Genomic DNA, 23,341 nt, shown 5'->3' with positions numbered 1-23,341 from the left:
GGCCCGCCGGCGGGGGCGGCCGCGTTCAGGTCGATCACGCCAGCCACCCCGCCTGCACGGCCAGGAACGCCGCCACCACGAGCAGCGCGCCGGCCAGGATCGAGGTCGCGTACGACCGCACGAAGCCGGTCTGCAGCCGCCGGAGCCGGCCGGAGCCCCCGCCCACCGCGGCGGCCAGGCCGTTGACCAGCCCGTCGACCCCCCGGTTGTCGAGGAAGACCAGCGCCCGGGTGAGGAAGATGCCCGGCTTCTCGAAGACCGCCTCGTTGAAGGCGTCCGTGTAGAGGTTGCGGCGGGCGGCGGTGACCAGCACGCCGGCCGGGTGCGGCTCGGTGGCCGTGCCGTCGCGGAACAGGAACCAGGCCAGCCCGGCGCCGAGCACGGTGATCAGCAGCGAGAGCGTGGTGATCAGCCAGTGCGCGAGAACGGGCTCGTGCTCCACGTGCTCGCCGCCGAGGCCGGCGGTGGCGGTCAGCCAGTCCGGCACCGACGTGGAGAGCAGGAAGCCGGCACCGACCGAACCGATCGCCAGCAGGATCAGCGGGATGGTCATCAGCCTCGGCGACTCGTGCGGGTGCTCGATGTCCTCGGTCCACCGCTTCGGGCCGTGGAAGGTGAGCACGAAGAGCCGGGTCATGTAGAAGGCGGTGAGCCCGGCACCGAGCAGCGCCGCGCCACCGAAGAGCCAGGCCGTCCAGCCCTCCCGCTCGAACGCGGCCCCGATGATCGGCTCCTTGGAGAAGAAGCCGGAGAACGGGAACATGCCGATGATGGCCAGCCAGCCCATCATGAAGGTCAGCCAGGTGACCTTCATGTACTTCGACAGCCCGCCGAAGCGCCGGATGTCCACCTGGTCGTGCATGCCGTGCATCACCGAGCCGGCGCCGAGGAACATGTTGGCCTTGAAGAAGCCGTGCGCCAGCAGGTGCACGATGGCCAGCGCGTACGCGCCGCCGCCCAGCCCCACGCCGAGGAACATGTAGCCGATCTGGCTCACCGTCGACCAGGCCAGCACCCGCTTGATGTCGTCCTTCGCCGCGCCGATGAGACAGCCCATCAGCAGGGTGATCGCGCCGACGCTGACCACCACGAGCTGGAGCGTCGTGTTGGCCGAGAAGATCGGGTTGGAGCGGGCGATCAGGTAGACGCCGGCGGTGACCATGGTGGCGGCGTGGATGAGCGCGGAGACCGGGGTCGGGCCCTCCATCGCGTCCGGCAGCCACGCCTGGAGCGGGAACTGACCGGACTTGCCGGCCGCGCCGAGCAGCAGCAGCAGGCCGAGCAGCAGCACGGTGGTCTGGCTCAGCGCGCCGACGCCGTTGAACACGTCCTCGTACTGGGTGCTGCCGAGCTGGGCGAAGAGGACGAAGATGCCGATCGCCAGGCCGGCGTCACCGACCCGGTTCATCAGGAACGCCTTCTTGCCGGCGGTGGCCGCGCTCGGCCGGCCGTACCAGAAGGAGATCAGCAGGTACGACGCCAGACCGACGCCCTCCCAGCCGAAGTAGAGCATCACGTAGTTGTTGCCGAGCACCAGCAGCAGCATCGCGGCGACGAACAGGTTGAAGTACCCGAAGAACCGCCGCCGGCCCTCGTCGTGCGCCATGTACTCGACCGCGTACAGGTGGATCAGGAAACCCACCCCGGTGATCAGCAGGACGAAGACCGCGGCCAACGGGTCGAAGAGCAGACCGAAGTCCACCTTCAGGTCGCCGGCCGTGATGAACTGCCAGAGGCTCAGCTGGACCTGCTTGTTCTCCAAGCCACGGAGCTGGAAGAAGTAGGTGAGGCCGAGCACGAAGGCGGCACCGATGGCGCCCACCCCCAGCCAGTGGCCCCAGCGGTCAGCCCGGCGGCCGAGCAGCAGCAGGATCGCCGCGCTGACCAGCGGGATGGCCACCAGCAGCCAGACGCTGCCGAGCATTCCATCCGCCGTCGCGAAAGCGACGGCTCCGGTCGGTTCAGCCGACGCAAACGTCAGAGTCTGTTCCACCGCGGGCCCCTCAGTACTTCAGCAGGTTGGCGTCGTCGACGCTCGCCGAGCGCCGGGTCCGGAAGATCGACATGATGATCGCGAGCCCGACCACGACCTCGGCCGCCGCCACCACCATCACGAAGAACGCCATGATCTGGCCGTTCAGGTCGCCGTTGATCCGGCTGAAGGTGACCAGCGTCAGGTTCGCCGCGTTGAGCATCAACTCGACGCACATGAACAGGACGATCGCGTTGCGCCGGACCAGCACTCCGACCGCGCCGATGGTGAAGAGCACCGCGGCGAGGACCAGGTAGTAGCTCGGCTCGACCGAGAAGAAACTGCTCATTTCCTTTCCGTCCCCTTCAGGGAGGTTTCCTCGGCGGTCAGCTCCCGCGCCGGCAGGATCTCCGGGATGCTCCGCTCGGTCAGCCGGCCGTCGGGCAGACGGGCCGGCGTGGCCACCGAGGTCGAGGTGGCGAAGACGCCCGGGCCGGGCTTCGGACCGGGGTAGTTGCCGGGGCGGAACCGGGCCTTCATGGTGGCGATCTGGTCCATCTTGTCCTGCTTGCGCCGCTCGACGTGCGCCAGCACCATCGCGCCGACGGCCGCCGTGATCAGCAGCGCGGAGGTCAGCTCGAAGGCGAAGACGTACTTGGTGAAGAGCAGCCGGGCGATGCCCTGCACGTTGCCCTCGCCGTTCGGCTTGTCCAAGCCGACGGCCCGGACGCCGTCGAGCGCCCGATAGAGCCCGGTGCCGACCAGGCCGGCGAAGCCGAGAGCCAGCACGATCGCCGCCGTACGCTGCCCGCGCAGCGTCTCGATCAGCGAGTCGGAGGCGTCCCGGCCGACCAGCATCAGCACGAACAGGAAGAGCATCATGATCGCGCCGGTGTAGACGATGATCTGCACCATGCCGATGAACGGCCCCGCCTGGAGGACGTAGAACACGCCCAGGCAGAGCATGGTCAGCACCAGCCAGAGCGCCGAGTGCACCGCGTTGCGCGCCCACACCATGCCGATCGCGCCGATCAGGGCCAGCGGGGCGAGGATCCAGAAGGTCACCGCCTCGCCGCCGCCGACCGAGGCCGCCTCGGCGAGCACCGTCTGCGTGGTCATGCCGTGTCTCCCTTGCCTGCCGCCGCCCGCTGGGCCGCCTGCTCGGCGCCCGGGAAGGTCACCCCGGGGTGCTCGTCCACCCGGTACCGGCCGGGCCCCATCGGGGACCGCTCGGCGCCGGCCGAGGTGCCCGGGTTGGTCAGGCCGCCGACGTAGTAGTCCTTCTCGCTGTCGCCCAGCCACATCGGGTGCGGCGGCTGCTCCATCCCCGGCAGCAGCGGCGCGAGCAGCTGCTCCTTGGTGAAGATCAGGTCCTGCCGGTTGTCCCGGGCCAGCTCGTACTCGTTGCTCATGGTGAGCGAGCGGGTCGGGCAGGCCTCGATGCAGAGCCCGCAGAAGATGCAGCGGGCGTAGTTGATCTGGTAGACGCTGGCGTACCGCTCACCCGGGGAGAAGCGCTGCTCCTCGGTGTTGTCGCCACCCTCCACGTAGATCGCGTCGGCCGGGCAGGCCCAGGCGCACAGCTCACAGCCGATGCACTTCTCCAACCCGTCCGGGTGCCGGTTGAGGATGTGCCGCCCGTGGTAGCGCGGCGCCGAGACCGGCGGCTTGAACGGGTAGTCGGTGGTGACGACCTTCCTGAACATGTGCGAGAAGGTGACCCCGAAGCCCTTGAACGTTCCGGTGATCGCGCCCACGTCACACCTCCCTGGAGTCCGTGCCGGCGACGACGTTGGCCGGCTCCCGCTCGGCGACCACGCGCTTGGTGCGCGGGCTCGGTGGTACCTGCAGGTCCATCGGGGGCAGCGGGAAGCTGCCGTGCGGCCGGCTGTTGACCTGCTCCTGCAGCGGCGGCTTCGGCGCCTTGCGCTTGCTCGGCCACAGCAGCGTGGCGAGCAGCAGGACGCCCGCGCCGATGGCGGTGGCGAGCAGCCGCTGCGGCCGCTCCCAGTCCTCGATCGAGCGCAGCCCGGCCAGCACCAGGATCCAGACCAGGTTGATCGGCAGCAGGACCTTCCAGCCGAAGCGCATGAACTGGTCGTACCGGAGCCGGGGCAGCGTGCCCCGCAGCCAGACGAAGACGAAGACCAGCAGGATCACCTTGGCGAAGAACCAGAGCATCGGCCACCAGCCGGAGTTGGCGCCGGCCCAGAAGGTGGTGATCGGCGCCGGTGCCCGCCAGCCGCCCAGGAAGAGGGTGGTGGTGACCGCGGACATGGTCACCATCGAGACGTACTCGGAGAGCATGAAGAGCGCGAACTTCAGCGAGCTGTACTCGGTCATGAAGCCCGCGACCAGCTCCGACTCCGCCTCGGGCAGGTCGAACGGTGCCCGGTTGGTCTCACCGACCGTGGCGATGAAGAAGATGATGAAGCTGGGCAGCAGCAGGATCGCGTACCAGCCCGGCGCGGTGACATTCCAGCCGAAGACGTCCAGCTTCGAGCCGTGCGCCTGGGCGGCGACGATCCCGCTGGTGGACATCGTGCCGGCGGTCATGAACACCGCCACGATGCTCAGCCCCATGGCGACCTCGTACGAGATCATCTGGGCGCTGGACCGGAGACCACCCAGCAGCGGGTAGGTCGAGCCGGAGGCCCAGCCGCCGAGCACGATGCCGTAGATGCCCATCGAGGAGCAGGCCAGCAGCACCAGCACCGCCACCGGCACGTCGGTGACTTGCAGCGGCGTCCAGTGCCCGAAGATGCTCACCTTCGGCCCGAACGGCACCACCGACAGCGCGGTGACCGCGCAGATCACCGAGATGGTCGGGGCGAAGAAGTAGACGACCTTGTCGGCGGTCCGCGGGAGGATGTCCTCCTTGAAGGCCATCTTCAGACCGTCGGCCAGGGTCTGCAGCAGGCCGAACGGGCCGACCTGGTTGGGGCCGGGCCGCACCTGCATGTAGCCGACCACCCGGCGCTCGAACCAGACGCCGAGCAGGGTGGCCAGCAGACCGAAGGCGAAGGCGAAGACGATCTTGACGAGGACCAGCCACCACGGGTCCCTACCGAAGTCGGCCAGCGTCGGATCCTGCGCGGCCGCGAGGACCGTGCTCATTGAACACCCCCAGCGTTGAGGAGCGGGCCCGGGCGACCGGCCGCGTCCGCGGCTGTCGCGGCGGCGGAGACCTTCACGACCGCGCCGGACGCCGCGCCGAGGCTGCGCCGGACGGTCGAGCCGGGTGAGTTGGTCGGCAGCCAGACGACGCCGTCCGGCATCTCGGTGATCGCCGCCGGCAGGGTGACCGCGCCGCGGTCGGTGCCCACGGTCACCGGGTCGCCGTCGGCCACGCCGATCGCCTCCGCGGTGCCCTTGCCCAACCGGACCACCGGCGGTCGGGCGGTCCCGGCGAGGTGCTCGTCACCGTCGGTGAGGCTGCCCAGGTCGATCAGCTGGTGCCAGGTGGCCAGCACGGCCTCCCCCGCGCCGGGCTGCGGCACCGCCTCCGGCTCCACGGCCGGCGCGCCCGGGCGCTCGACCCGGGTCGGCGGCAGCGAGCCCAGCTCCCGGCGGACGCTCATCACGTCGCCGGTGCCGAGCCGGACGTCGAGCTGCGCGGCGAGCGCGTCGAGCACCCGGCCGTCGTTCATCGCGTCGGTCTCCAGCACCGCCTCGAAGGTGCGCAGCCGGCCCTCCCAGTCCAGGAAACTGCCGGCCTTCTCGACCACCGGGGCGACCGGGAAGACCACGTCCGCCCGGCGGGCCACCGCGCTCATCCGCAGCTCGAAGCTGACCAGGAACGGCACCGCGTCCAGAGCCTGCTCGGCCAGGCGCGGGTCGGCCAGGTCGGCCGGGTCCACCCCGGCCACCACCAGGGCGCCGAGCTGTCCGTTGGCCGCCGCGGTGAGGATGCCGTCGGTGTCCCGGCCGGCCTGGCTCGGGATCACCCCGGCCGGGATGTCCCACGCCTCGCCCAGCTCGGCGCGGGACGCCGGCTCGGTGACCACGCGGCCGCCGGGCAGCAGGTTGGGCAGGCAGCCCGCGTCGACCGCGCCGCGGTCACCCGCGCGCCGCGGCACCCAGGCCAGCTTCGCCCCGGTACGCCGGGCGACGTCCGCCGCAGCGGAGAGCCCGCCGGGCACCGCGCCCAGCCGCTCGCCGACGATCAGGATCGCCCCCGGCCGGCTCAGCGCCTCGGCCACGGTGGCGTGCTCGGCCAGCACGCTGGCCTCCTCGCCGGGCACCACCCGGGCCAGCTTGGCCCCGAGCTTCTCCAGGCCGCGGGTCGCGAACGGCGCGATCGCGTACACCGTGAGCTTCTTCTTCAGGTACGCCTTGCGCAGCCGCAGGAAGAGGATCGGGCACTCCTCCTCCGGCTCCAGGCCGACCAGCACCACCGCGGGCGCGTTCTCCACGTCCGGGTAGGTCACGTCGGTGACCCCGGCGACGCTGCTGGCCAGGAACTCGGCCTCCTCGCGGGAGACCGGGCGGGCCCGGAAGTCGATGTCGTTGGTGTGCAGCGCGACCCGGGCGAACTTGGCGTACGCGTACGCGTCCTCGACGGTCAGCCGGCCGCCGGTGAGCACCGCCGAACCCTGCCCGCCCTCCCGGGCGGCACGCAGCCCCTCGGCGGCCCGGGTCAGCGCCTCGCTCCAGGACGCCTCGCGCAGCTCACCGGTCCGCTCGTCGCGCACCAACGGGGTGGTGAGCCGGTCGAAGGCCCGGGCGTACTGGAAGCCCCAGCGGCCCTTGTCGCAGTTCCACTCCTCGTTCACCGCCGGGTCGTCGCCGGCCAGCCGGCGCAGCACCTTGCCGCGCCGCCAGTCGGTGCGCTGGGCGCAGCCGGCGGAGCAGTGCTCGCAGACGCTCGGGGTGGAGACCAGGTCGAACGGGCGGGCCCGGAACCGGTACTGGGCGCCGGTCAGCGCGCCGACCGGGCAGATCTGCACCGTGTTCCCGGAGAAGTACGAGTTGAACGGGACATCGCCCGCGTCATCCCCGGCCTCCGCCCCGTACGCGTCGTCCCGGTAGATGTTGATCTCCTCGGCGGACGACCGGCCCATCAGGTCGATGAACTTGTCGCCGGCGATCTCCTCGGAGAACCGGGTGCAGCGCTGGCAGAGCACGCAGCGCTCGCGGTCGAGCAGCACCTGGGTGCTGATCTCCAGCGGCTTCGGGTACTCCCGCTTGTGCTCGTGGAACCGCGAGTCGGTCCGGCCGGTCGACATCGCCTGGTTCTGCAGCGGGCACTCGCCGCCCTTGTCGCACATCGGGCAGTCCAGGGGGTGGTTCACCAGCAGCAGCTCCATGATCCCCTCCTGCGCCTTCTTGGCGACCGGGGAGGTGAGCTGGGTCCGTACCACCATGCCGTCGGCGACGGTCTGGGTGCAGGAGGCGACCGGCTTGCGCTGGCCCTCCACCTCCACCAGGCACTGCCGGCAGGCGCCGGCCGGGGCCAGCAGCGGGTGGTCGCAGAACCGGGGGATCTCGGTGCCCAGCTGCTCGGCGACCCGGATCAGCAGCGTCCCCTTGGGCGCGGTGACCTGGACGCCGTCGATGGTCAGCGTGACGGTCTCGGTCTGCTTGGCTACGTCGGTCATCAGTGCGCTCCCACCAGCTGCTTGTCCGACAGCTTCGGTGCGGTACGGCCCTCGATGTAGTCGAGGTAGTCCTGCTTGAAGTACTTCAGCGACGAGGTCACCGAGCTGGTCGCACCGTCACCCAGGCCGCAGAACGAGCGGCCGAGGATGTTGTCGCAGGTGTCGAGCAGGGTGTCCAGGTCCTCGTGGGTGCCCTCGCCGGCCAGGATGCGCCGGTAGACCCGGACCATCCAGTAGTTGCCCTCGCGGCACGGAGTGCACTTGCCGCACGACTCGTGGTGGTAGAACTCCAGCCACCGGTACGTCGCGTACACCGGGCAGTCCTGATCGGAGAAGATCTGCGTGGCCGTGGTGCCCAGGATCGAGCCGGCCGCCGCCACCCCCTCGAAGTCCAGTGGCACGTCTAGGTGCTCGGCGGTGAGCAGCGGGGTCGACGAGCCGCCCGGGGTCCAGAACCTCAGGTTGTGCCCGGGCTGCATGCCGCCGGCCAGCTCGATCAGCTCACGCAGGGTGATCCCCATCGAGCACTCGTACTGGCCGGGGTTGGCGATCCGGCCGGAGAGTGAGTAGATCATCGGGCCGGACGACTTCTCCGTCCCCATGGTCTTCCACCAGTCGGCGCCGCCCAGCACGATGTACGGCACGCTGGCGATGGTGCCGACGTTGTTCACCACGGTCGGGCTGGCGTAGAGGCCGTGGGTCGCCGGGAACGGCGGGCGCAGCCGGGGCTGGCCCCGGAAGCCCTCCAGCGAGTCCAGCAGCGCGGTCTCCTCGCCGCAGATGTACGCTCCGGCGCCCGAGTGCACCACCAGCTCCAGGTCGAAGCCGGAGCCGAGGACGTTCTTCCCGAGGTAGCCCTTGGCGTACGCCTCCTGGACCGCGTTGCGCAACCGGCGGGCGGCGTGCACCGCCTCACCGCGGATGTAGATGTAGGCGCGGTTGGCCCGGATCGCGTACGAGGCGATGATCACGCCCTCGACCAGCGAGTGCGGGTCGTGGGTCATCAGCGGCAGGTCCTTGCAGGTGCCCGGCTCGCCCTCGTCCGCGTTCACCACCAGGTAGTGCGGCTTGCCGTCGCCCTGCGGGATGAAGCCCCACTTGAGACCGGTCGGGAAGCCCGCGCCGCCACGCCCGCGCAGCCCGGAGTCCTTGATCAGCTGGATCAGGTCGTCCGGGTGGGCCTTGAGCGCCTTGCGCAGGGCGGCGTAGCCGTCCAGCTTCTCGTAGGTGCCGATCCGCCAGGCGTCCGGCGACAGCCAGCGCTTGGTCAGCACCGGCGTCAGCTTGGCCAGCGTCTCCGGCCGAGGCGTCGTCACTTCTGAGCCTCCGCTTCCTTGAGGTTGCGCTGCTGCGCCCTGGCCGCGTCGCCGGCCGGCTTGCGGTCGGCGGCCGGCGGGTTGGCGGCCGCGCCGGCGGCCTGAGCGGCCTCGGCCTTCGCCTTCGCCGCGGCGGCGGCCTGGTCGGCCTCGGCCTTGCTCCGGATCGGGGTGTTCGGGTCGAAGCCCGGCACCGAGATGCCGTTCTGCTCGGCCAGGCGCAGGCCGCGCAGGCTCGGCTCGCCCGGCCCGCCGTCGGCCACCGCGCCGGGGCGCTCGTCGGCGAACCCGGCGAGCTGGACGGCCATCTCCTTCAGCGTGCAGAGCCGGGCGCCCCGGGTCGGCATCGGCCGGCCGCCGGCGCGCAGCTCATCGACCACGTCCAGCGCGGTCTGCGCGTCGACGTTGTCGAAGAAGTCGTAGTTGACCGTCATCACCGGGCCGTAGTCGCACGCCGCCAGGCACTCGGCGTGCTCCAGGGTGATCTTCCCGTCCTCGGTGGTCTCGTCGTGCCCGACGCCGAGGTGCTCGGCGAGGGTGTCGTAGACCTGCTGGCCGCCCAGCACGTTGCACATCGTGTTGGTGCAGACGCTGACCAGGTAGTCACCGGTGGGCTTGCGCTTGTACATCGTGTAGAAGGTGGCCACCGCGCCGACCTGGGCCTTGTTCAGGCCGAGCACCTCGGCGCAGAACTCGACGCCGGCCGGGGAGACGTACCCCTCCTCGGACTGGACCAGGTGCAGCAGCGGCAGCAGGGCCGAGCGGGACCGGTCCGCCGGGTAGCGGGCGATGATCTCCCGCGCCCGGGCCCGGGTCTCTTCCGTAAACACAGTCATCGGTCACATCCACCCATCACGGGGTCCAGCGAGGCGCCACCGGCGATCACGTCGGCGATCAGGCCGCCCTCGGCCATCGCCGGGAGCGCCTGGAGGTTGACGAAGCTCGGTTCCCGGTAGTGCACCCGGTACGGCCGGGTGCCGCCGTCCGAGACGGCGTGCACGCCCAGCTCGCCGCGGGGCGACTCGATGCCGACGTACACCTGGCCGGGCGGGACCCGGAAGCCCTCGGTGACGAGCTTGAAGTGGTGGATCAGCGACTCCATCGACTGACCCATGATCTTCGCGACGTGCTCCAGCGAGTTGCCCATGCCGTCGACGCCGATGGCCAGCTGCGCCGGCCAGGCGATCTTCTTGTCGGACACCATCACCGGGCCCGGCTTGGCCAGCCGGTCCACCGCCTGCTCCACCAGCTTCAGCGACTCCCGGATCTCGGCGAGCCGGACCAGGTAGCGGCCCCAGACGTCGCCGTCGGTGTGGGTCGGGACGTCGAACTCGTACGTCTCGTAACCGCAGTACGGCATGGTCTTGCGCAGGTCCCAGGCGAGACCGGCGGAGCGAAGCACCGGGCCGGTGACGCCGAGCGCGACGCAGGCGGTCACGTCGAGCACCGCCACGTTCTTGGTGCGCTCGGTCCAGATCGGCTGGCCGGAGAGGAGATCCTCGTACTCCTTGAGCTTCTTCGGCATCATCTTCAGGAACTTGCGGATCTTGACGATCGCGTCGTCCGGCACGTCCTGAGCCACCCCGCCCGGGCGCACGTACGCGTGGTTCATGCGCAGGCCGGTGATGGTCTCGAAGATGTCGAGGATGTACTCCCGCTCACGGAAGCCGTACAGCATGATCGAGATCGCGCCCAGCTCCATGCCGGTGGTGGCCAGCCAGACCAGGTGCGAGGAGATCCGGTTGAGCTCCATCATCAGCACCCGGATGGTGGTGGCCCGCTCGGTGATGTCGTCGGTGATGCCGAGCAGCTTCTCCACCGCCAGCGCGTACGCCGTCTCGTTGAACAGTGGGGAGAGGTAGTCCATCCGGGTCACGAAGGTCGAGCCCTGGACCCAGTTGCGGTATTCCAGGTTCTTCTCGATGCCGGTGTGCAGGTAGCCGACGACCGAGCGGACCTCGCGGACCGTCTCGCCCTCCAGCTCCAGGATCAGCCGGAGCACGCCGTGCGTGGACGGGTGCTGCGGGCCCATGTTGACGACGATCCGCTCGTCGTTGATCGGGTCCGTACCCGAGACGACCTGGTCCCAGTCCCCACCGGTGACGGTGAAGACCTTGCCCTCGGCGGTCTCGCGCTCGGTCGCGTAGTTCGACGTCGTCACTGGTAGGACCTCCTCCGGTCCGGCGGCGGGATCTCCGCACCCTTGTACTCGACGGGCACGCCGCCGAGGGGGTAATCCTTGCGCTGCGGGTGCCCTTCCCAGTCGTCCGGCATGAGGATCCGGGTCAGGTTGGGGTGGCCGTCGAAGACGATCCCGAACATGTCGTACGTCTCCCGCTCCTGCCAGTCGGCCGTCGGGTAGACGCTGGTGACGCTCGGCAGGTGCGGGTCGTCGGCGGAGACCGCGGCCTCCAGCCGGACCCGGCGCCGGTAGGTCATCGAGGTGAGCTGGTAGACCACGTGCAGCCGGCGCTCCTCCGCGCCCAGGTAGTCCACGCCGGACACCGAGGAGCAGAGCTCGAAGCGCAGCGCCAGGTCGTCGCGCATCACCTGGCAGACCTCGGCGATCCGCTCCGGGCGTACGTGCAGGGTCAGCTCGCCCCGGTCGACCACGACCTTCTCGATCGCGTCGCCGAACTCGGGGTACGCCTCCTCCAGCGCGTCCCGCACCTCGTCGAAGTAGCCGCCGTACGGCCGGGGGCTCTCCTCGATCGGCTTGCGCGGGCGGACCAGGCCGCCGTAGCCGGAGACGTCGCCGCTGCCCTGCACGCCGAACATGCCGCGGCCGGCGGGGCTGGCCGGCGGGTACTCGGCCGGTGCGCCGCTGGTCGCCCCGGCCGGGGTCACCGGTACCGGCACGCCCCCGGTGCTGTTGTCATTCGATCCGGTCACTTCGGGCCCCCGTGTACGTGGAGGTGGTTCTGCGCCTTCATCCAGTTCTCGATCCGCAACTGCTCCTCGCGCCCCTCGCGGACCGCCCTGGTCCACTCGGCGCGCCGGGCCTTGTCGTTGCGGTACGACGACGGCATCGAGCCGTACGGCACCACGGGCACGTCACCGCGCTCCTTGCGGGCCTCCAGCATCTTGCGGCCGTTCGGGCCCAGCGGCTCGTACATGATCTTCTCGCGGAGCTTGAGGATCGCGTCGATGAGCATCTCGGGGCGGGGCGGACAGCCCGGGAGGTACATGTCGACCGGGACGACGTGGTCGACGCCCTGCACGATGGCGTAGTTGTTGAACATGCCGCCGCTGCTGGCGCAGACACCCATGGAGAGCACCCAGCGGGGCTCGGCCATCTGGTCGTAGATCTGGCGCAGGACCGGAGCCATCTTCTGGCTGACCCGGCCGGCCACGATCATCAGGTCCGCCTGCCGGGGCGAGGCCCGGAAGACCTCCATGCCCCATCGGCCCATGTCGTAGTGCGGGCCACCGGCCGCCATCATCTCGATGGCGCAGCAGGCCAGGCCGAAGGTGGCGCCCCAGACGGACGACTTCCGCGACCAGTTGACCAGCTTCTCGACGGTGGTGAGCAGGACGCCGGAGGGAAGCTTCTCCTCGATGCCCATCTGCCGTACCTCCCTCAGTCCCAGTCCAGGCCGCCGCGCCGCCAGACGTAGGCGTAGGCGACGAAGACCGCGACGATGAACAGGACCATCTCCACGAAGCCGAAGATCGGCAGGGCGTCGAAGGAGACCGCCCAGGGGTAGAGGAAGATGATCTCGATGTCGAAGACGATGAAGAGCATCGCCGTCAGGTAGAACTTGATCGGGAACCGGCCGCCGCCGACCGGCTGCGGGCTCGGCTCGATGCCGCACTCGTACGCCTCGAGCTTGGCCTTGTTGAACCGCCGTGGGCCGGCGAATCGGGCGGCGGCCACGGAGAACAGCGCGAACCCCGCGGCGAGGGCGAACAGCCCGATGATCGGTGCGTAAGGAGAGAGCGTCATCGTTGTCTCCTGCTCGTCCTTCTCTGACCTCGGTCGTTAGCGAAAATCACACTATTCACGTCCCTCGGGACCTCGGCCGGCGGGGTCGATCTTTGCCGGCTCCGGAGGCGCCGTCGCCCCCGGAGCCGCTGGTCTACACGGCTGGCGCCACCCTCGTCATCGCGTTGATGATCCGGTCCATCGCGTCCCCGCCCCGGGGGTCGGTCAGGTTGGCCAGCAGCTTGAGCACGAAGCGCATCAGCATCGGGTGCGGCATGCCGTGCTTGGTGGCCAGCCGCATGACCTCCGGCCGGCCGATCAGCTTCACGAAGATCCCGCCGAGCCGGTAGTAGCCGCCGAAGCGGGCCTTGAGCTCCTGCGGATACGCCATCAGCGCCCGCTCCCGCTCGACGCCGGCCGGTCGGGCGAGCGCCTGCACCGCCACCTCGGCGGCCAGCTCACCGGACTCCATCGCGTACGCGATGCCCTCGCCGTTGAACGGGTTGACCATGCCGCCGGAGTCGCCGACCAGCAGCACGCCGCGGGTGTAGTGCGGGACCCGGTTGAAGCCCATCGGCAGCGCGGCGCCGAGGGTCGGCCCCTCCGCGTTGGCCTCGTCGGTCATCCCCCAGTCCTCGGGGGTGTTGGCCAGCCAGTCGGTGAGCAGCCGCCGGTAGTTGGTCTTGCCGAAGGCGGCTGAGGAGTTGAGCACACCCAGGCCGACGTTGACCCGGCCGTCACCCAGGCCGAAGATCCAGCCGTACCCGGGGAGCAGCGCGTCGCTGCCCTTGGCCCGCAGCTCCAGCCACGACTCCAGGTAGTCGTCGTCGTGCTTGGCCGGTGACCGGTAGTAGCGGCGTACCGCGACGCCGATCGGCCGGTCCTCCCGCTTGGTCAGCCCGAGGGCGAGCGGGAAGCGGCCGGACACGCCGTCCGCGGCGACCACCAGCGGGGCGTGGAAGGTGGCCGGCTCCTTGTCCGGGCCCACCTCGGCCTGCACGCCGATCACCCGGTCGTCGGCGTCCAGCACCGGGCCCATCACGTTCACGCCGGTCCGCAGCTTCGCCCCAGCGGCGACGGCCCGCTGGGCGAGCAGGTCGTCGAAGTCGAGCCGGGTCCGGACCAGACCGTAGTTGGGGAAGCTGGCCAGGTCGGGCCAGTCCAGTTCCAGGCGTACCCCGCCGCCGATCACCCGGAGGCCCTTGTTGTGCAGCCAGCCGGCCTCGGGCGAGGTGTCCACGCCCATCCGGATGAGCTGCCGCACGGCGCGCGGGGTCAGCCCGTCGCCGCAGACCTTCTCCCGGGGAAATTCGGTCTTTTCCAGCAGCAGCACGCGTACGCCGTGCCGGGCCAGGTGGTACGCGGTTGCCGATCCTCCGGGACCGGCGCCCACGACGATCACGTCGGCGTCGTTCTCCACCGCGGTCATCTGCGCCTCCTCCCGCATGCTCGTGAAATGCTTCACAAGCCGATCGGGTTGGAGTCTATGACCGGGGTCATACGTGTAGCTGGTGAGGGGTACCTAACTTCCCGGAAACGCGCCGGTCGGAGTCCATTTCGGCGTCACGGGCGGGCGGCCTTCGCAGGTCCCAGGCCGGCATCGGCCCGGATGGTTTCGGGCAGGTGCTCGCGAAGCGCGCCCCCGGCCGCCCGGTCGAGCGCGGCCAGCACCTCGGCCACGACCTGACGTACGTCGGCGGGATCTGCGCCGGCCAACTCCTTCAGCTGCGCGATGAGTTCCGCGGCGTCGTCGTCCGTAGCCGCCTGCTCTGGTCCCGTCATAGGCCGAGCTTACGGGGCAAAGTGGACCAAAAACGGATATTCACGAAAGAGGGTGGTTTGCCCTGTTCCGGTGGTCAGTCCCGGACCGCCCGGTGCAGCGCCGCCAGCCCGCCGGTCAGGTTCCGCCAGGCGACCTGCCCCCAGCCGGCCTCCTGGATCCGCGCCGCCAGAACGGCCTGGTCCGGCCAGGCCCGAATCGACTCGATCAGGTAGACGTACGCGTCGGGGTTGCTGGACACCACCCGGGCCGCGGCCGGCAACCATCGCATCAGGTACGACAGGTACGCGGTGCGGAACAGCGGGTTGGCCGGATGACTCAGCTCACAGATCACCAGCCGGCCGCCCGGCCGGGTCACCCGGGCGAACTCGCGCAGCGCCGCCTCGGTGTCGACCACGTTGCGCAACGCGAAGGAGATGGTCACCGCGTCGAAGGTGCCGTCCGGGAAGGGCAGCCGCAGCGCGTCGCCGGCCAGCAGCGGCACGTGCGGCCGGGTCCGGCGGCCGGCCTGGAGCATGCCGAGGGAGAGGTCGGCGCCGACCGCGTACGCGCCGGAGCGGCTCAGTTCCTCGGTGGAGACCCCAGTCCCGGCGCCCACGTCCAGCACCCGCTCCCCCGGGCGCAGGCCGAGCGCCTCCCGGGTGGCCCGGCGCCAGGCCCGGTCCCGGCCGGCGGTCATCACCGTGTTCGTCACGTCATAGCGAGCCGCCACGCCGTCGAACATCGCGGCGACCTCGTGCGGCTGCTTGTCCAGGCCAGCGCGCTGGCCCTGCGGGGTACGGCTCACCCCTCCACTCTGCCAGCCGGGCCACCGGCGTCCCCCGACGGGTGCCACCCCGGCCCGACCAGGGCCGGATGGTGCGACGACAGTGGGGGCGGGATGGTGAACCATCCCGCCCCCACTGCCGTGCGTTATGTGGACGGCCCTCGCGGGCCGATGGAGGACGACCGTCAGGCGGTCGGCTTCTCGTCGCCCGGGGTCACCAGGACCACCCGGCGCCGACGGGCGACCAGGAACATCGCGCCACCCGCGAGCAGCACGGCCGCGCCGATGCCGCCGATCAGGCCGGCCTTGGCACCGGTCACCGGCAGGCCACCCTCGCCGCCGCCCACGCCACCGCCGGCGCCACCCTTGGCGGCGACGATCACAGCGTAGCCATCGCTGTTGTCGCTGGCATCGACATCCTTGGCCTGCATGCCCTCGACGTTCTTCGGCAGCTGAGTGACGGGCTTCGCGCGGGTGCCGCTCGGCACGGCACCGACCGGCTCGACCGACACCAGGCCGCCGGTCAGCGCACCCGGCTTCACGTCAGACCCCACGTTGAACAGGTGGAAGAAGCCGTACGCCGAGTAGAGGTTGTCGTCGTCGCCCTTGTCCTGGTCCAGCGGGATCAGGCCGAAGTCCGCGTAGGTGCAGGTGAAGGTGGACTTGTCGGCGGAGTACTCGCAGTCCTGCTCGGTCTCGGCCGGGGTCACGCCCTTGGGCAGCTTCACGGTGATCTTCAGGCCGGCGGTCGCCTGGTCACCCTGGTTGGCGATGACGTACGTCAGCGCGGACTGGCCGCCCGGGTGCAGGTCGCCCGAGTAGACCGGGTTGCCGTCGACGACCTTGGCGGCCTGCTTGACGTCGTCGGCGATGACCGCGAGGTCCGGGCCGCTCTCGTCGGAGAGGTCGAGCATCGCGGACGCGGTGTCGTTCTCCGCGTTGGTGTCGTCCTTCGAGATCAGCTTGAACGACAGCGGCGCCTGGTAGCTGCCCTCGGCAGCCAACTTGAACACGAACAGCGGCACATCGATCGTCTCGCCCGGGCCGGGCAGGTCCGCCGTGAGGACGTTGCAGTTGAACACCGACGGCTTCTCGTCGTCGTCGGGCTCACAGACGTCTTCCCCGCTGAACGGCACGGCGACGACCTTGTCGAAGTCCACCTTGGACACGTCGACCCGGACGGCCAGCTCGCTCGGGGCGTTCTGGCCGAGGTTGGTGACCTTGACGAAGGCCACCTTGCCCTCGGCGTTGGCCGCGACGCGGGTGCCCGCGACCTTGAGCTCGAGGTCGGTCTCGGTGCCGGCGGCGTGGGCGGGCGCACCGAAGGCGGTGATCGCCCCGGAGGCGAGCAGCGTGGCGGCGCCGAGCCGCACCAGCGGCCGATTACGGAAGATCATGAAGAAAATCCCCCCGCGGGATCGATGAAGGAACGGGGACAAGCGGGCACGTTAGCTGCCATCGATCACCCTCGCCACCCCACGCGCCGGGGCCTCGCCACCTGCCCGGCTAAGCGTCACTTAAGGATTGCCCGAATTGATGGCTCTTGACAGCGATGGTCCCAGACGGAGATCCGGAGAACAGGCGGCGGAAAAGGCCCATCGACAGACAACCATTGGCCGTTCGGCCGATCGCTCCGCAGCTCAGCGGCGGTCACCGACCGTGCCCGGACGGGCGCGGCCGGTGGACGGGACCCGCTCAGTTGACCTCGACGAGGGGCAGCGACTTCCCGGCCCCGCCGCCCGGCAGGGCGATCGAGGAGAAGTGCGAGACCACCCGGTCGTCGCTCGGGTCGTCGGCCGGCGTCCGGTGCACCGCGAGCCGGTTGTAGAGGGTGTCCCGCTGCGCGGGGATCCGGTCGGCGGTACGGATCATGCCGATCAGCTCGTGCAGGTTCGAACGGTGCCGGGCGCCGGCCGAGGAGATCACGTTCTCCTCCAGCATGATCGAGCCCAGGTCGTCCACGCCCATGTGCAGGGCGAGCTGGCCGACGTCCTTGCCGGTGGTCAGCCACGAGGCCTGCAGGTGCGGCACCGTCTCGAAGAAGAGCCGGGCCACGGCGATCAGCCGCAGGTACTCCATCGTGGTGGCCTGGGTACGGCCCTTGAGGTGGTTGTTCTCCGGCTGGTACGTCCACGGGATGAAGGCCCGGAAGCCGCCGGTCCGGTCCTGCACGTCGCGGATCATCCGCAGGTGCTCGATCCGCTCGGCGTTGGTCTCGCCGGTGCCCATCATCATCGTCGCGGTCGACTCGAGGCCCTGCCGGTGTGCCAGCTCCATGACCTCCAGCCAGCGCGCCCCGGACTCCTTCAGCGGGGCGATCGCCCGGCGCGGCCGGTCCGGCAGCATCTCGGCGCCGGCGCCGGCGATCGAGTCCAGCCCGGCGGCCTTGATCCGGGCGATGGCCTCGTCCAGGCTCACGCCGGAGACCTTGGCCATGTGCAGGATCTCGCTCGGGCCGATCGAGTGGATGGCCAGCTGCGGGTACGCGTTCTTGACCGCGGAGAAGAGTTCCTCGTAGTACTCCACGCCGTAGTCCGGGTGGTGGCCACCCTGGAGCATGACCTGGGTGGCGCCCAGCTCGACCGCCTCGCCGCAGCGGCGCAGGATCTCCTCGGTGGGGTGGGTCCACCCCTCCTTGTGCTTGGGCGCGCGGTAGAAGGCGCAGAACTTGCACGCCGTCACGCAGACGTTCGTGTAGTTGATGTTGCGATCGATCAGGTAGGTGACGATGTTGTCCGGGTAGCGCCGCCGGCGTACCGCGTCGGCCGCCTCGCCCAGCGCGTGGAAGGGCGCTTCGGTGTAGAGCAGCAGGGCCTCCTCGGGCGTGATCCGCCCGCCGTCCGCGCCGCGCTGCAGGATGTCGTCGATCTCCCGGCTCACCGTCACGCCCCCGAGCCTACGTCGCCCGTCGGGAGCTTCGTCGACCACGTCCGCCCTTGTGACCCATTACCGGAGGCGGCAACACGACGAGGAATTGCCTGAATGATTTCGGCATAAGCTAGGAATCATTCAATGATGACTGCATGCTCTACTCGACACCCGCCCTCACCGCTGACGACAAGCGCGTGCTCAGCGAGCTGGAGATGATGCGGGATGCTCTTCGCTACCAGGTCGCCGAGCCACGGCGCTGGACTGGGCAACTTCGGAGAACCTTGATCGCCCACGCGATTCAGGGATCCAACTCGATCGAGGGTTACCAGGTCGGGCTGGACGATGCCGTCGCCGCCGTCGCCGGGGAAGAGCCGATGGAAACCAACCCGGGCACGTGGGAGGTGATCACCGGATACCGCGACGCCGTCACCTACGTGCAGCAACTCGGCCACTCACGGGAGTTTTCCTGGCATCACATGCTCCTCAACGCTCTGCACTTCATGATGATGCGCCACGATCTGTCCAAGTGGCCGGGGAGATACCGGCCCGGTGACATCTACGTCGACGAGGCGCACACTGGTCGTCGCGTCTGCACCGGCCCAGACGCGGACGACGTCCCAGTTCTGATTCAGGAACTCGTCGACTGGCTGGCCGAAGGCGAGCCCGTGAGCCCTCTCCTGGTTCGCGCGTCAATGGCACATCTGAACCTGGTGAAGATCCATCCTTGGCGTGACGGCAACGGGCGCATGTCGCGGTGCCTGCACACGCTGGTGCTTGCCCGCGACGGCGTCCTCGCCCCCGAGTTCTCCTCTATCGAGGAATGGCTGGGGGTCGGCCGCAACACCTACGCCTACTACGACGTACTCGCTGACGTCGGCGGGCCGACGTGGCAGCCGGAGAACGACACCGGGCCGTGGATCCGGTTCTGCCTCAGTGCTCACCATCAGCGCCTGAGGCATGGGCAGCGGCTCGCCGGATTCCGGTGCGACCGCCCGCCCCTCGGCTACCAGCCGAGCCAGCACGCCCGACGGACTGACAGCACCCGCCCCCTCCAGTTCCATACCGGGAGCCTACGGCCGGAACCGCCTAACCGTCACGCGTCGTAGTCGACGGTGAGCTTGTCGGTGACCGGGCTGGACTGGCAGGTCAGCACGTACCCGGCGGCGACCTCGTCCGGCTCCAGGGCGTAGTTGCGCGCCATGGTCACCTCGCCGGAGACCACCTTGGCCTTGCAGGTCGAGCAGACCCCGCCCTTGCAGGCGTACGGCAGCTCGCCGCGGACCTTCAGCGCCGCGTCCAGCACCCGCTCGTCGCGGCCCATGGTGAAGGTCGACGACCGACCGTCCAGCACGATGGTCACCTCGGCGCCGGCGCCGGGCCCGGCGGCCGGGCGGCGGACCGGCTCCGGCGGCGCGTCGACGTGGAACAGCTCGGTGTGCACCGCCGACTCGGGCAGGCCCCGGTCGACGAGCACGGCCTTCGCGTCCACCACCATCCCGTACGGGCCGCAGAGGAACCACTCCTCGATGGCGCCGCCGGGGACGACGGTGTCCAGCAGCCGGGTCAGCCGCTCGGCGTCGATCCGTCCGGAGAGCAGCGGCGACTCGCCCTGCTCCCGGGAGAGCACGTGCACCAGGTGCAGCCGGGTCGGGTAACGGTCCTTCAGGTCAGCCAGCTCCTCGGCGAACATCACCGAGTTCGCCGTCCGGTTGCCGTACACCAGGGTGAAGGTGCTGGCCGGCTCGACGGCCAGCGCGGTGGCGACCAGCGACAGCACCGGGGTGATGCCGGAACCGGCGACCACCGCGCCGTAGTGGCGGACCCGGTCCGGCGCGAACGCCGTGGTGAAGTGCCCGAGCGGGGGCAGCACCTCGACGAGGTCGCCCCCGCGCAGCGCGCCACAGGCGAACGCGGAGAAGGCCCCGCCGGGGATCTCCCGCACCCCGATCCGCAGCCGGCCGTGCCGGGCCAGTTCGTCCGGCGTCGAGCAGATCGAGTACGACCGCCGCACGTCCTCGCCGTCCGCACCGGCGGGGGCGGTGGGCCCGCCTCCGGCGGGACGCCGCACGGTGAGGTGCTGGCCGGCGGAGAACGCGAAGGCCGCCCGCAGCTCCTCGGGTACGGCGAAGGTGATCGCCACCGCGTCGTCGGTGAGCCGGTCGACGGCGGAGACGGGAAGCGGGTGGAAGGCCGGCCGGCGACGGACCGGCCGGGTGATCGTGACAGTCACAGCGCCTTCAGGTGGTCGAAGGGTTCGGAGCAGGCGCGGCAGCGCCAGAGGGCCTTGCACGCGGTGGAGCCGAAGCGGCTGACCTGCTCGGTCTCCGACGAGCCGCAGCGGGGACAGCGGACGGCCAGGGTCAGCGGCACCACATTGCCGCGGGCGGCGGGCGCGGGCGGGGCGATGCCCGCGGCGGCCAGCTTGGCCCGGCCGCCCTCCGAGATCCAATCGGTGCTCCACGCCGGGGCGTGGACCGTGCGGACCTCCGCGTCGGGGTGGCCGGCGGCGGCGAGCGCGCGACGGATGTCCGCCCGGATCACGTCCATCGCCGGGCAGCCGGTGTAGGTGGGGGTGATGGTGACGACGACCCGTCCGGTGGCCGGATCCTCGTCGACCGACCGCAGGATGCCCAGCTCGTCGATGGTGATGACCCGGATCTCCGGGTCCACCACCGCCGCCACGACCTCCCTCGGCGTGGTCACCAGTGCCACCTTCCGTTCGCGACTGCGGGGCTCCGCTTCGCTGCACTCCTCGCGCTCACCAGCGCGCCCCCGGATGGGCACGGTGCAGCACCTGCATCTCGGCCAGCAGGTACGAGAGGTGCTCGGTGTGCACGCCGGCGCGGCCGCCGCCCGGGGTCCAGCCGGTCTCCGGGCGGGTCAGGGTCCCCTCGGCCAGCACGGCGGAGACGGTGGCGTCGAAGTCGGCCCGCAGGGTGGCCGGGTCGACCGGCGCCGCCGGGTCCGCCGTGAACAGCTCGTGGGTGTACGGCCAGATCTGGTCCACCGCCGCCTGCATCCGCCGATGCGACTCCTCGGTGCCGTCGCCGAGCCGCTTCACCCACAGCGACGCGTGGTCCAGGTGGTACGCGGACTCCTTGCGCGCCTTGGCGCCGATCGCGGCGAGCCGCTCGTCGGCGCATCCGGCCAGCGCGGTGTAGAGCGGCAGCTGGTACGCGGCCAGGAAGAACAGCTTCGCCATGGTGACCGCGAAGTCCCCGTTGGGCAGCTCGACCAGGAGGCAGTTGCGGAACTCCCGGTCGTCGCGGAGGTACGCCAGCGCGTCCTCGTCCCGGCCGGCGCCCTCCAGTTCGCCCGCGTACGTGAGCAGCAGGCGGGCCGCGCCGAGCTGGTCGAGGGCGATGTTGGCCAGCGCGATGTCCTCCTCCATCTCCGGGGCGCGGGAGGTCCACTCGCCGAGCCGCTGCGCCGCGATCAGCGCGTCGTCGCCGAGACCGAGGGTGAAGTCGTACGGACCGGTCACAGGTGCGCCACCCCGTCCGGCACCTCGTAGAAGGTGGGGTGGCGGTAGACCTTGTCGGCGGCCGGGTCGAAGAAGGCGTCCTTCTCGTCCGGGCTGGACGCGGTGATCGCGCTGGCCGGCACCACCCAGATGGAGACGCCCTCCTGGCGGCGGGTGTAGAGGTCACGGGCGTTGCGCAGGGCCAGTTCGGCGTCGGGGGCGTGCAGGCTGCCGACGTGGGTGTGCGACAGCCCGCGCCGCGCCCGGACGAAGACCTCCCAGAGCGGCGAGGATTCCTTGCTCACGCGGCCACCTTCTCCTTGTTGCTCTGCTTCGCCGCGTACGCCGCGGCGGCCTCCCGTACCCAGGCGCCGTCGGAGTGGGCGCGGCGCCGGTGCGCCATCCGCTCCCGGTTGCACGGCCCGTCGCCCTTGATCACCCGCATCAGCTCGTCGTAGTCGGGCTGGGTGTAGTCGTACGACTGGCGGTCGTCGTTCCAGCGCAGGTCGGGGTCGGGGATGGTCAGGCCGAGGATCTCGGCCTGCTGCACGCACATGTCCACGAAACGCTGCCGCAGCTCGTCGTTGGAGAAGCGCTTGATCTTCCAGGCCATCGACTGGGAGCTGTGCGTCGAGTCTCCGTCCGGCGGGCCGAACATCGCCAGTGACGGGTACCACCAGCGGTTGACGGCATCCTGCGCCATCGCCTTCTGCTCCGGGGTGCCGTGCGCCAGGGTGTGCAGGATCTCGTACCCCTGCCGCTGGTGGAACGACTCCTCCTTGCAGACCCGGATCATCGCCCGGGCGTACGGGCCGTAGGAGCAGCGGCAGAGCGGGACCTGGTTGACGATCGCGGCCCCGTCCACCAGCCAGCCGATCGCACCCACGTCGGCCCAGGTCAGCGTCGGGTAGTTGAAGATCGAGCTGTACTTCTGGCGGCCGTCGAGCAGCAGTTCCACCAGCTCGTCCCGGCTGACGCCCAGGGTCTCCGCGGCGGCGTAGAGGTAGAGGCCGTGACCGGCCTCGTCCTGCACCTTGGCCAGCAGGATCGCCTTGCGCTTGAGCGAGGGGGCCCGACTGATCCAGTTCCCCTCCGGCTGCATGCCGATGATCTCGGAATGCGCGTGCTGGGCGATCTGCCGGATCAGGCCCTTCCGGTACGCCTCCGGCATCCAGTCGCGCGGTTCGATCTTCTGGTCGGCGTCGATCACGTCCGCGAAGTACGCCTCGAGGTCCTCGTCCGGGTCCGGACCGCCACGCCGGGCCCGCGCCGCAGCCTCCCGCAGGGCCGCCTCCGCCGCCTCCACCTCGCCGAGCAGGCCGCCGCCCGGACCGTCCTCGGGCGGGGCGAAGTCGTTGCCATACATGAGGCCAGTGTTACAGCTCGCGACCGATGACACCAGAGGGTGTAACAGGATTCCGGAGGTACGATCCGTCACCGATTGGCCGCTTTCGGTGAGCGGTGCCGGCCGGCGGCAACTGATGTGACATCGGCCACGCCCACAGGATGAATCCTCTCAATCGCGGCAAAGCCGCCTATTGTGCCGCCTTCTTGGCGAGTCGCCGGCCGCCGGGTAGTGGCGTCAAGTCGGTCCGGAAGTAGACTTCGCCCGGCACACCGATCGGCTGCTGACGATCGCCACCAGCTC

At 70.3% G+C, this 23,341-nt stretch carries 22 protein-coding genes and 1 pseudogene; 1 reads left to right on the top strand and 22 read right to left on the bottom strand.

The window, feature by feature from the left end; all coding sequences use genetic code 11:
- Positions 1-34: 34 nt before the first annotated feature.
- From nuoL to mqnC, 17 genes and pseudogenes are all read right to left on the bottom strand, one after another.
- The gene (nuoL, locus tag ONA70_RS01880; RefSeq protein ID WP_265004548.1) at positions 35-1,924 is read right to left on the bottom strand and encodes an NADH-quinone oxidoreductase subunit L; all 1,890 of its coding nucleotides are present in this window, start codon (positions 1,922-1,924) and stop codon (positions 35-37) included.
- 79 nt (positions 1,925-2,003) lie between these two features.
- Positions 2,004-2,321, bottom strand: a complete 318-nt coding sequence (gene nuoK, locus ONA70_RS01875) for an NADH-quinone oxidoreductase subunit NuoK (protein WP_265004547.1) — start codon at positions 2,319-2,321, stop codon at positions 2,004-2,006.
- Positions 2,318-3,091: an NADH-quinone oxidoreductase subunit J gene (locus ONA70_RS01870; RefSeq protein ID WP_265004546.1), complete on the bottom strand. Its 774-nt coding sequence runs from the start codon at positions 3,089-3,091 to the stop codon at positions 2,318-2,320. The genes nuoK and ONA70_RS01870 overlap by 4 nt, the downstream gene beginning before the upstream one ends.
- Positions 3,088-3,729 (bottom strand): NADH-quinone oxidoreductase subunit NuoI, encoded by a 642-nt coding sequence (nuoI, locus tag ONA70_RS01865; protein WP_265004545.1) that lies wholly within the window; start codon positions 3,727-3,729, stop codon positions 3,088-3,090. Before nuoI ends, ONA70_RS01870 begins: the two co-directional genes overlap by 4 nt.
- A gap of 1 nt (position 3,730) precedes the next feature.
- A complete protein-coding gene (gene nuoH / locus ONA70_RS01860) occupies positions 3,731-5,089 on the bottom strand; it encodes an NADH-quinone oxidoreductase subunit NuoH (protein ID WP_265004544.1) in 1,359 nt (452 codons plus the stop codon).
- On the bottom strand, positions 5,086-7,572 hold the full coding sequence (locus ONA70_RS01855) for an NADH-quinone oxidoreductase subunit G (RefSeq protein ID WP_265004543.1): 2,487 nt from the start codon (positions 7,570-7,572) through the stop codon (positions 5,086-5,088). Before ONA70_RS01855 ends, nuoH begins: the two co-directional genes overlap by 4 nt.
- Positions 7,572-8,888: an NADH-quinone oxidoreductase subunit NuoF gene (gene nuoF / locus ONA70_RS01850; RefSeq protein WP_265004542.1), complete on the bottom strand. Its 1,317-nt coding sequence runs from the start codon at positions 8,886-8,888 to the stop codon at positions 7,572-7,574. Before nuoF ends, ONA70_RS01855 begins: the two co-directional genes overlap by 1 nt.
- Positions 8,836-9,724, bottom strand: a pseudogene (gene nuoE / locus ONA70_RS01845) (NADH-quinone oxidoreductase subunit NuoE); the annotation flags it as partial. The gene nuoF and the pseudogene nuoE, both read right to left, overlap by 53 nt.
- Positions 9,721-11,049: an NADH-quinone oxidoreductase subunit D gene (locus ONA70_RS01840; protein ID WP_265004540.1), complete on the bottom strand. Its 1,329-nt coding sequence runs from the start codon at positions 11,047-11,049 to the stop codon at positions 9,721-9,723. The pseudogene nuoE and the gene ONA70_RS01840, both read right to left, overlap by 4 nt.
- Positions 11,046-11,780 (bottom strand): NADH-quinone oxidoreductase subunit C, encoded by a 735-nt coding sequence (locus tag ONA70_RS01835; RefSeq protein WP_265004539.1) that lies wholly within the window; start codon positions 11,778-11,780, stop codon positions 11,046-11,048. Before ONA70_RS01835 ends, ONA70_RS01840 begins: the two co-directional genes overlap by 4 nt.
- Positions 11,777-12,454: a NuoB/complex I 20 kDa subunit family protein gene (locus ONA70_RS01830; RefSeq protein ID WP_265004538.1), complete on the bottom strand. Its 678-nt coding sequence runs from the start codon at positions 12,452-12,454 to the stop codon at positions 11,777-11,779. The genes ONA70_RS01835 and ONA70_RS01830 overlap by 4 nt, the downstream gene beginning before the upstream one ends.
- 14 nt (positions 12,455-12,468) lie before the next feature.
- Entirely contained in the window at positions 12,469-12,834 is a 366-nt protein-coding gene (locus tag ONA70_RS01825) for an NADH-quinone oxidoreductase subunit A (RefSeq protein ID WP_265004537.1), read from the bottom strand.
- Positions 12,835-12,967: 133 nt separating this feature from the next.
- Positions 12,968-14,242: a geranylgeranyl reductase family protein gene (locus tag ONA70_RS01820; protein ID WP_265004536.1), complete on the bottom strand. Its 1,275-nt coding sequence runs from the start codon at positions 14,240-14,242 to the stop codon at positions 12,968-12,970.
- Between the two features lie 134 nt (positions 14,243-14,376).
- Entirely contained in the window at positions 14,377-14,595 is a 219-nt protein-coding gene (locus ONA70_RS01815) for a hypothetical protein (RefSeq protein ID WP_265004535.1), read from the bottom strand.
- A gap of 74 nt (positions 14,596-14,669) precedes the next feature.
- Positions 14,670-15,380 (bottom strand): demethylmenaquinone methyltransferase, encoded by a 711-nt coding sequence (locus ONA70_RS01810; RefSeq protein WP_265004534.1) that lies wholly within the window; start codon positions 15,378-15,380, stop codon positions 14,670-14,672.
- Positions 15,381-15,544: 164 nt separating this feature from the next.
- On the bottom strand, positions 15,545-16,756 hold the full coding sequence (locus ONA70_RS01805; protein WP_265004533.1) for a cell wall anchor protein: 1,212 nt from the start codon (positions 16,754-16,756) through the stop codon (positions 15,545-15,547).
- A gap of 298 nt (positions 16,757-17,054) precedes the next feature.
- Positions 17,055-18,245, bottom strand: coding sequence for a cyclic dehypoxanthinyl futalosine synthase (gene mqnC, locus ONA70_RS01800; RefSeq protein ID WP_265004532.1), 1,191 nt, complete (start codon positions 18,243-18,245; stop codon positions 17,055-17,057).
- A gap of 137 nt (positions 18,246-18,382) precedes the next feature.
- Between mqnC and ONA70_RS01795 the strand changes: the two genes are divergently transcribed.
- On the top strand, positions 18,383-19,336 hold the full coding sequence (locus ONA70_RS01795) for a Fic family protein (RefSeq protein ID WP_265004531.1): 954 nt from the start codon (positions 18,383-18,385) through the stop codon (positions 19,334-19,336).
- On the opposite strand, the gene paaE is transcribed toward ONA70_RS01795, so the two are convergent.
- Genes paaE through paaA form a run of 5 tightly spaced genes read right to left on the bottom strand, consistent with a single transcriptional unit; the run spans position 19,324 to position 23,059 of the window.
- On the bottom strand, positions 19,324-20,460 hold the full coding sequence (gene paaE / locus ONA70_RS01790) for a 1,2-phenylacetyl-CoA epoxidase subunit PaaE (RefSeq protein WP_265004530.1): 1,137 nt from the start codon (positions 20,458-20,460) through the stop codon (positions 19,324-19,326). The two genes, ONA70_RS01795 and paaE, sit on opposite strands and share 13 nt — an antisense overlap.
- The gene (gene paaD / locus ONA70_RS01785; protein WP_265004529.1) at positions 20,457-20,933 is read right to left on the bottom strand and encodes a 1,2-phenylacetyl-CoA epoxidase subunit PaaD; all 477 of its coding nucleotides are present in this window, start codon (positions 20,931-20,933) and stop codon (positions 20,457-20,459) included. The genes paaE and paaD overlap by 4 nt, the downstream gene beginning before the upstream one ends.
- A 55-nt stretch (positions 20,934-20,988) precedes the next feature.
- On the bottom strand, positions 20,989-21,714 hold the full coding sequence (gene paaC / locus ONA70_RS01780) for a 1,2-phenylacetyl-CoA epoxidase subunit PaaC (protein WP_265004528.1): 726 nt from the start codon (positions 21,712-21,714) through the stop codon (positions 20,989-20,991).
- Positions 21,711-21,998: a 1,2-phenylacetyl-CoA epoxidase subunit PaaB gene (paaB, locus tag ONA70_RS01775; RefSeq protein ID WP_088959289.1), complete on the bottom strand. Its 288-nt coding sequence runs from the start codon at positions 21,996-21,998 to the stop codon at positions 21,711-21,713. The genes paaC and paaB overlap by 4 nt, the downstream gene beginning before the upstream one ends.
- Positions 21,995-23,059 (bottom strand): 1,2-phenylacetyl-CoA epoxidase subunit PaaA, encoded by a 1,065-nt coding sequence (gene paaA, locus ONA70_RS01770; RefSeq protein WP_265004527.1) that lies wholly within the window; start codon positions 23,057-23,059, stop codon positions 21,995-21,997. The genes paaB and paaA overlap by 4 nt, the downstream gene beginning before the upstream one ends.
- Between the last annotated feature and the right edge of the window lie 282 nt (positions 23,060-23,341).

The sequence above is a fragment of the Micromonospora yasonensis genome, assembly GCF_026013475.1.
In the GTDB taxonomy this organism is placed as follows: Bacteria; Actinomycetota; Actinomycetes; order Mycobacteriales; family Micromonosporaceae; genus Micromonospora; species Micromonospora yasonensis.
This window is presented reverse-complemented; position numbering and strand designations above follow the sequence as displayed.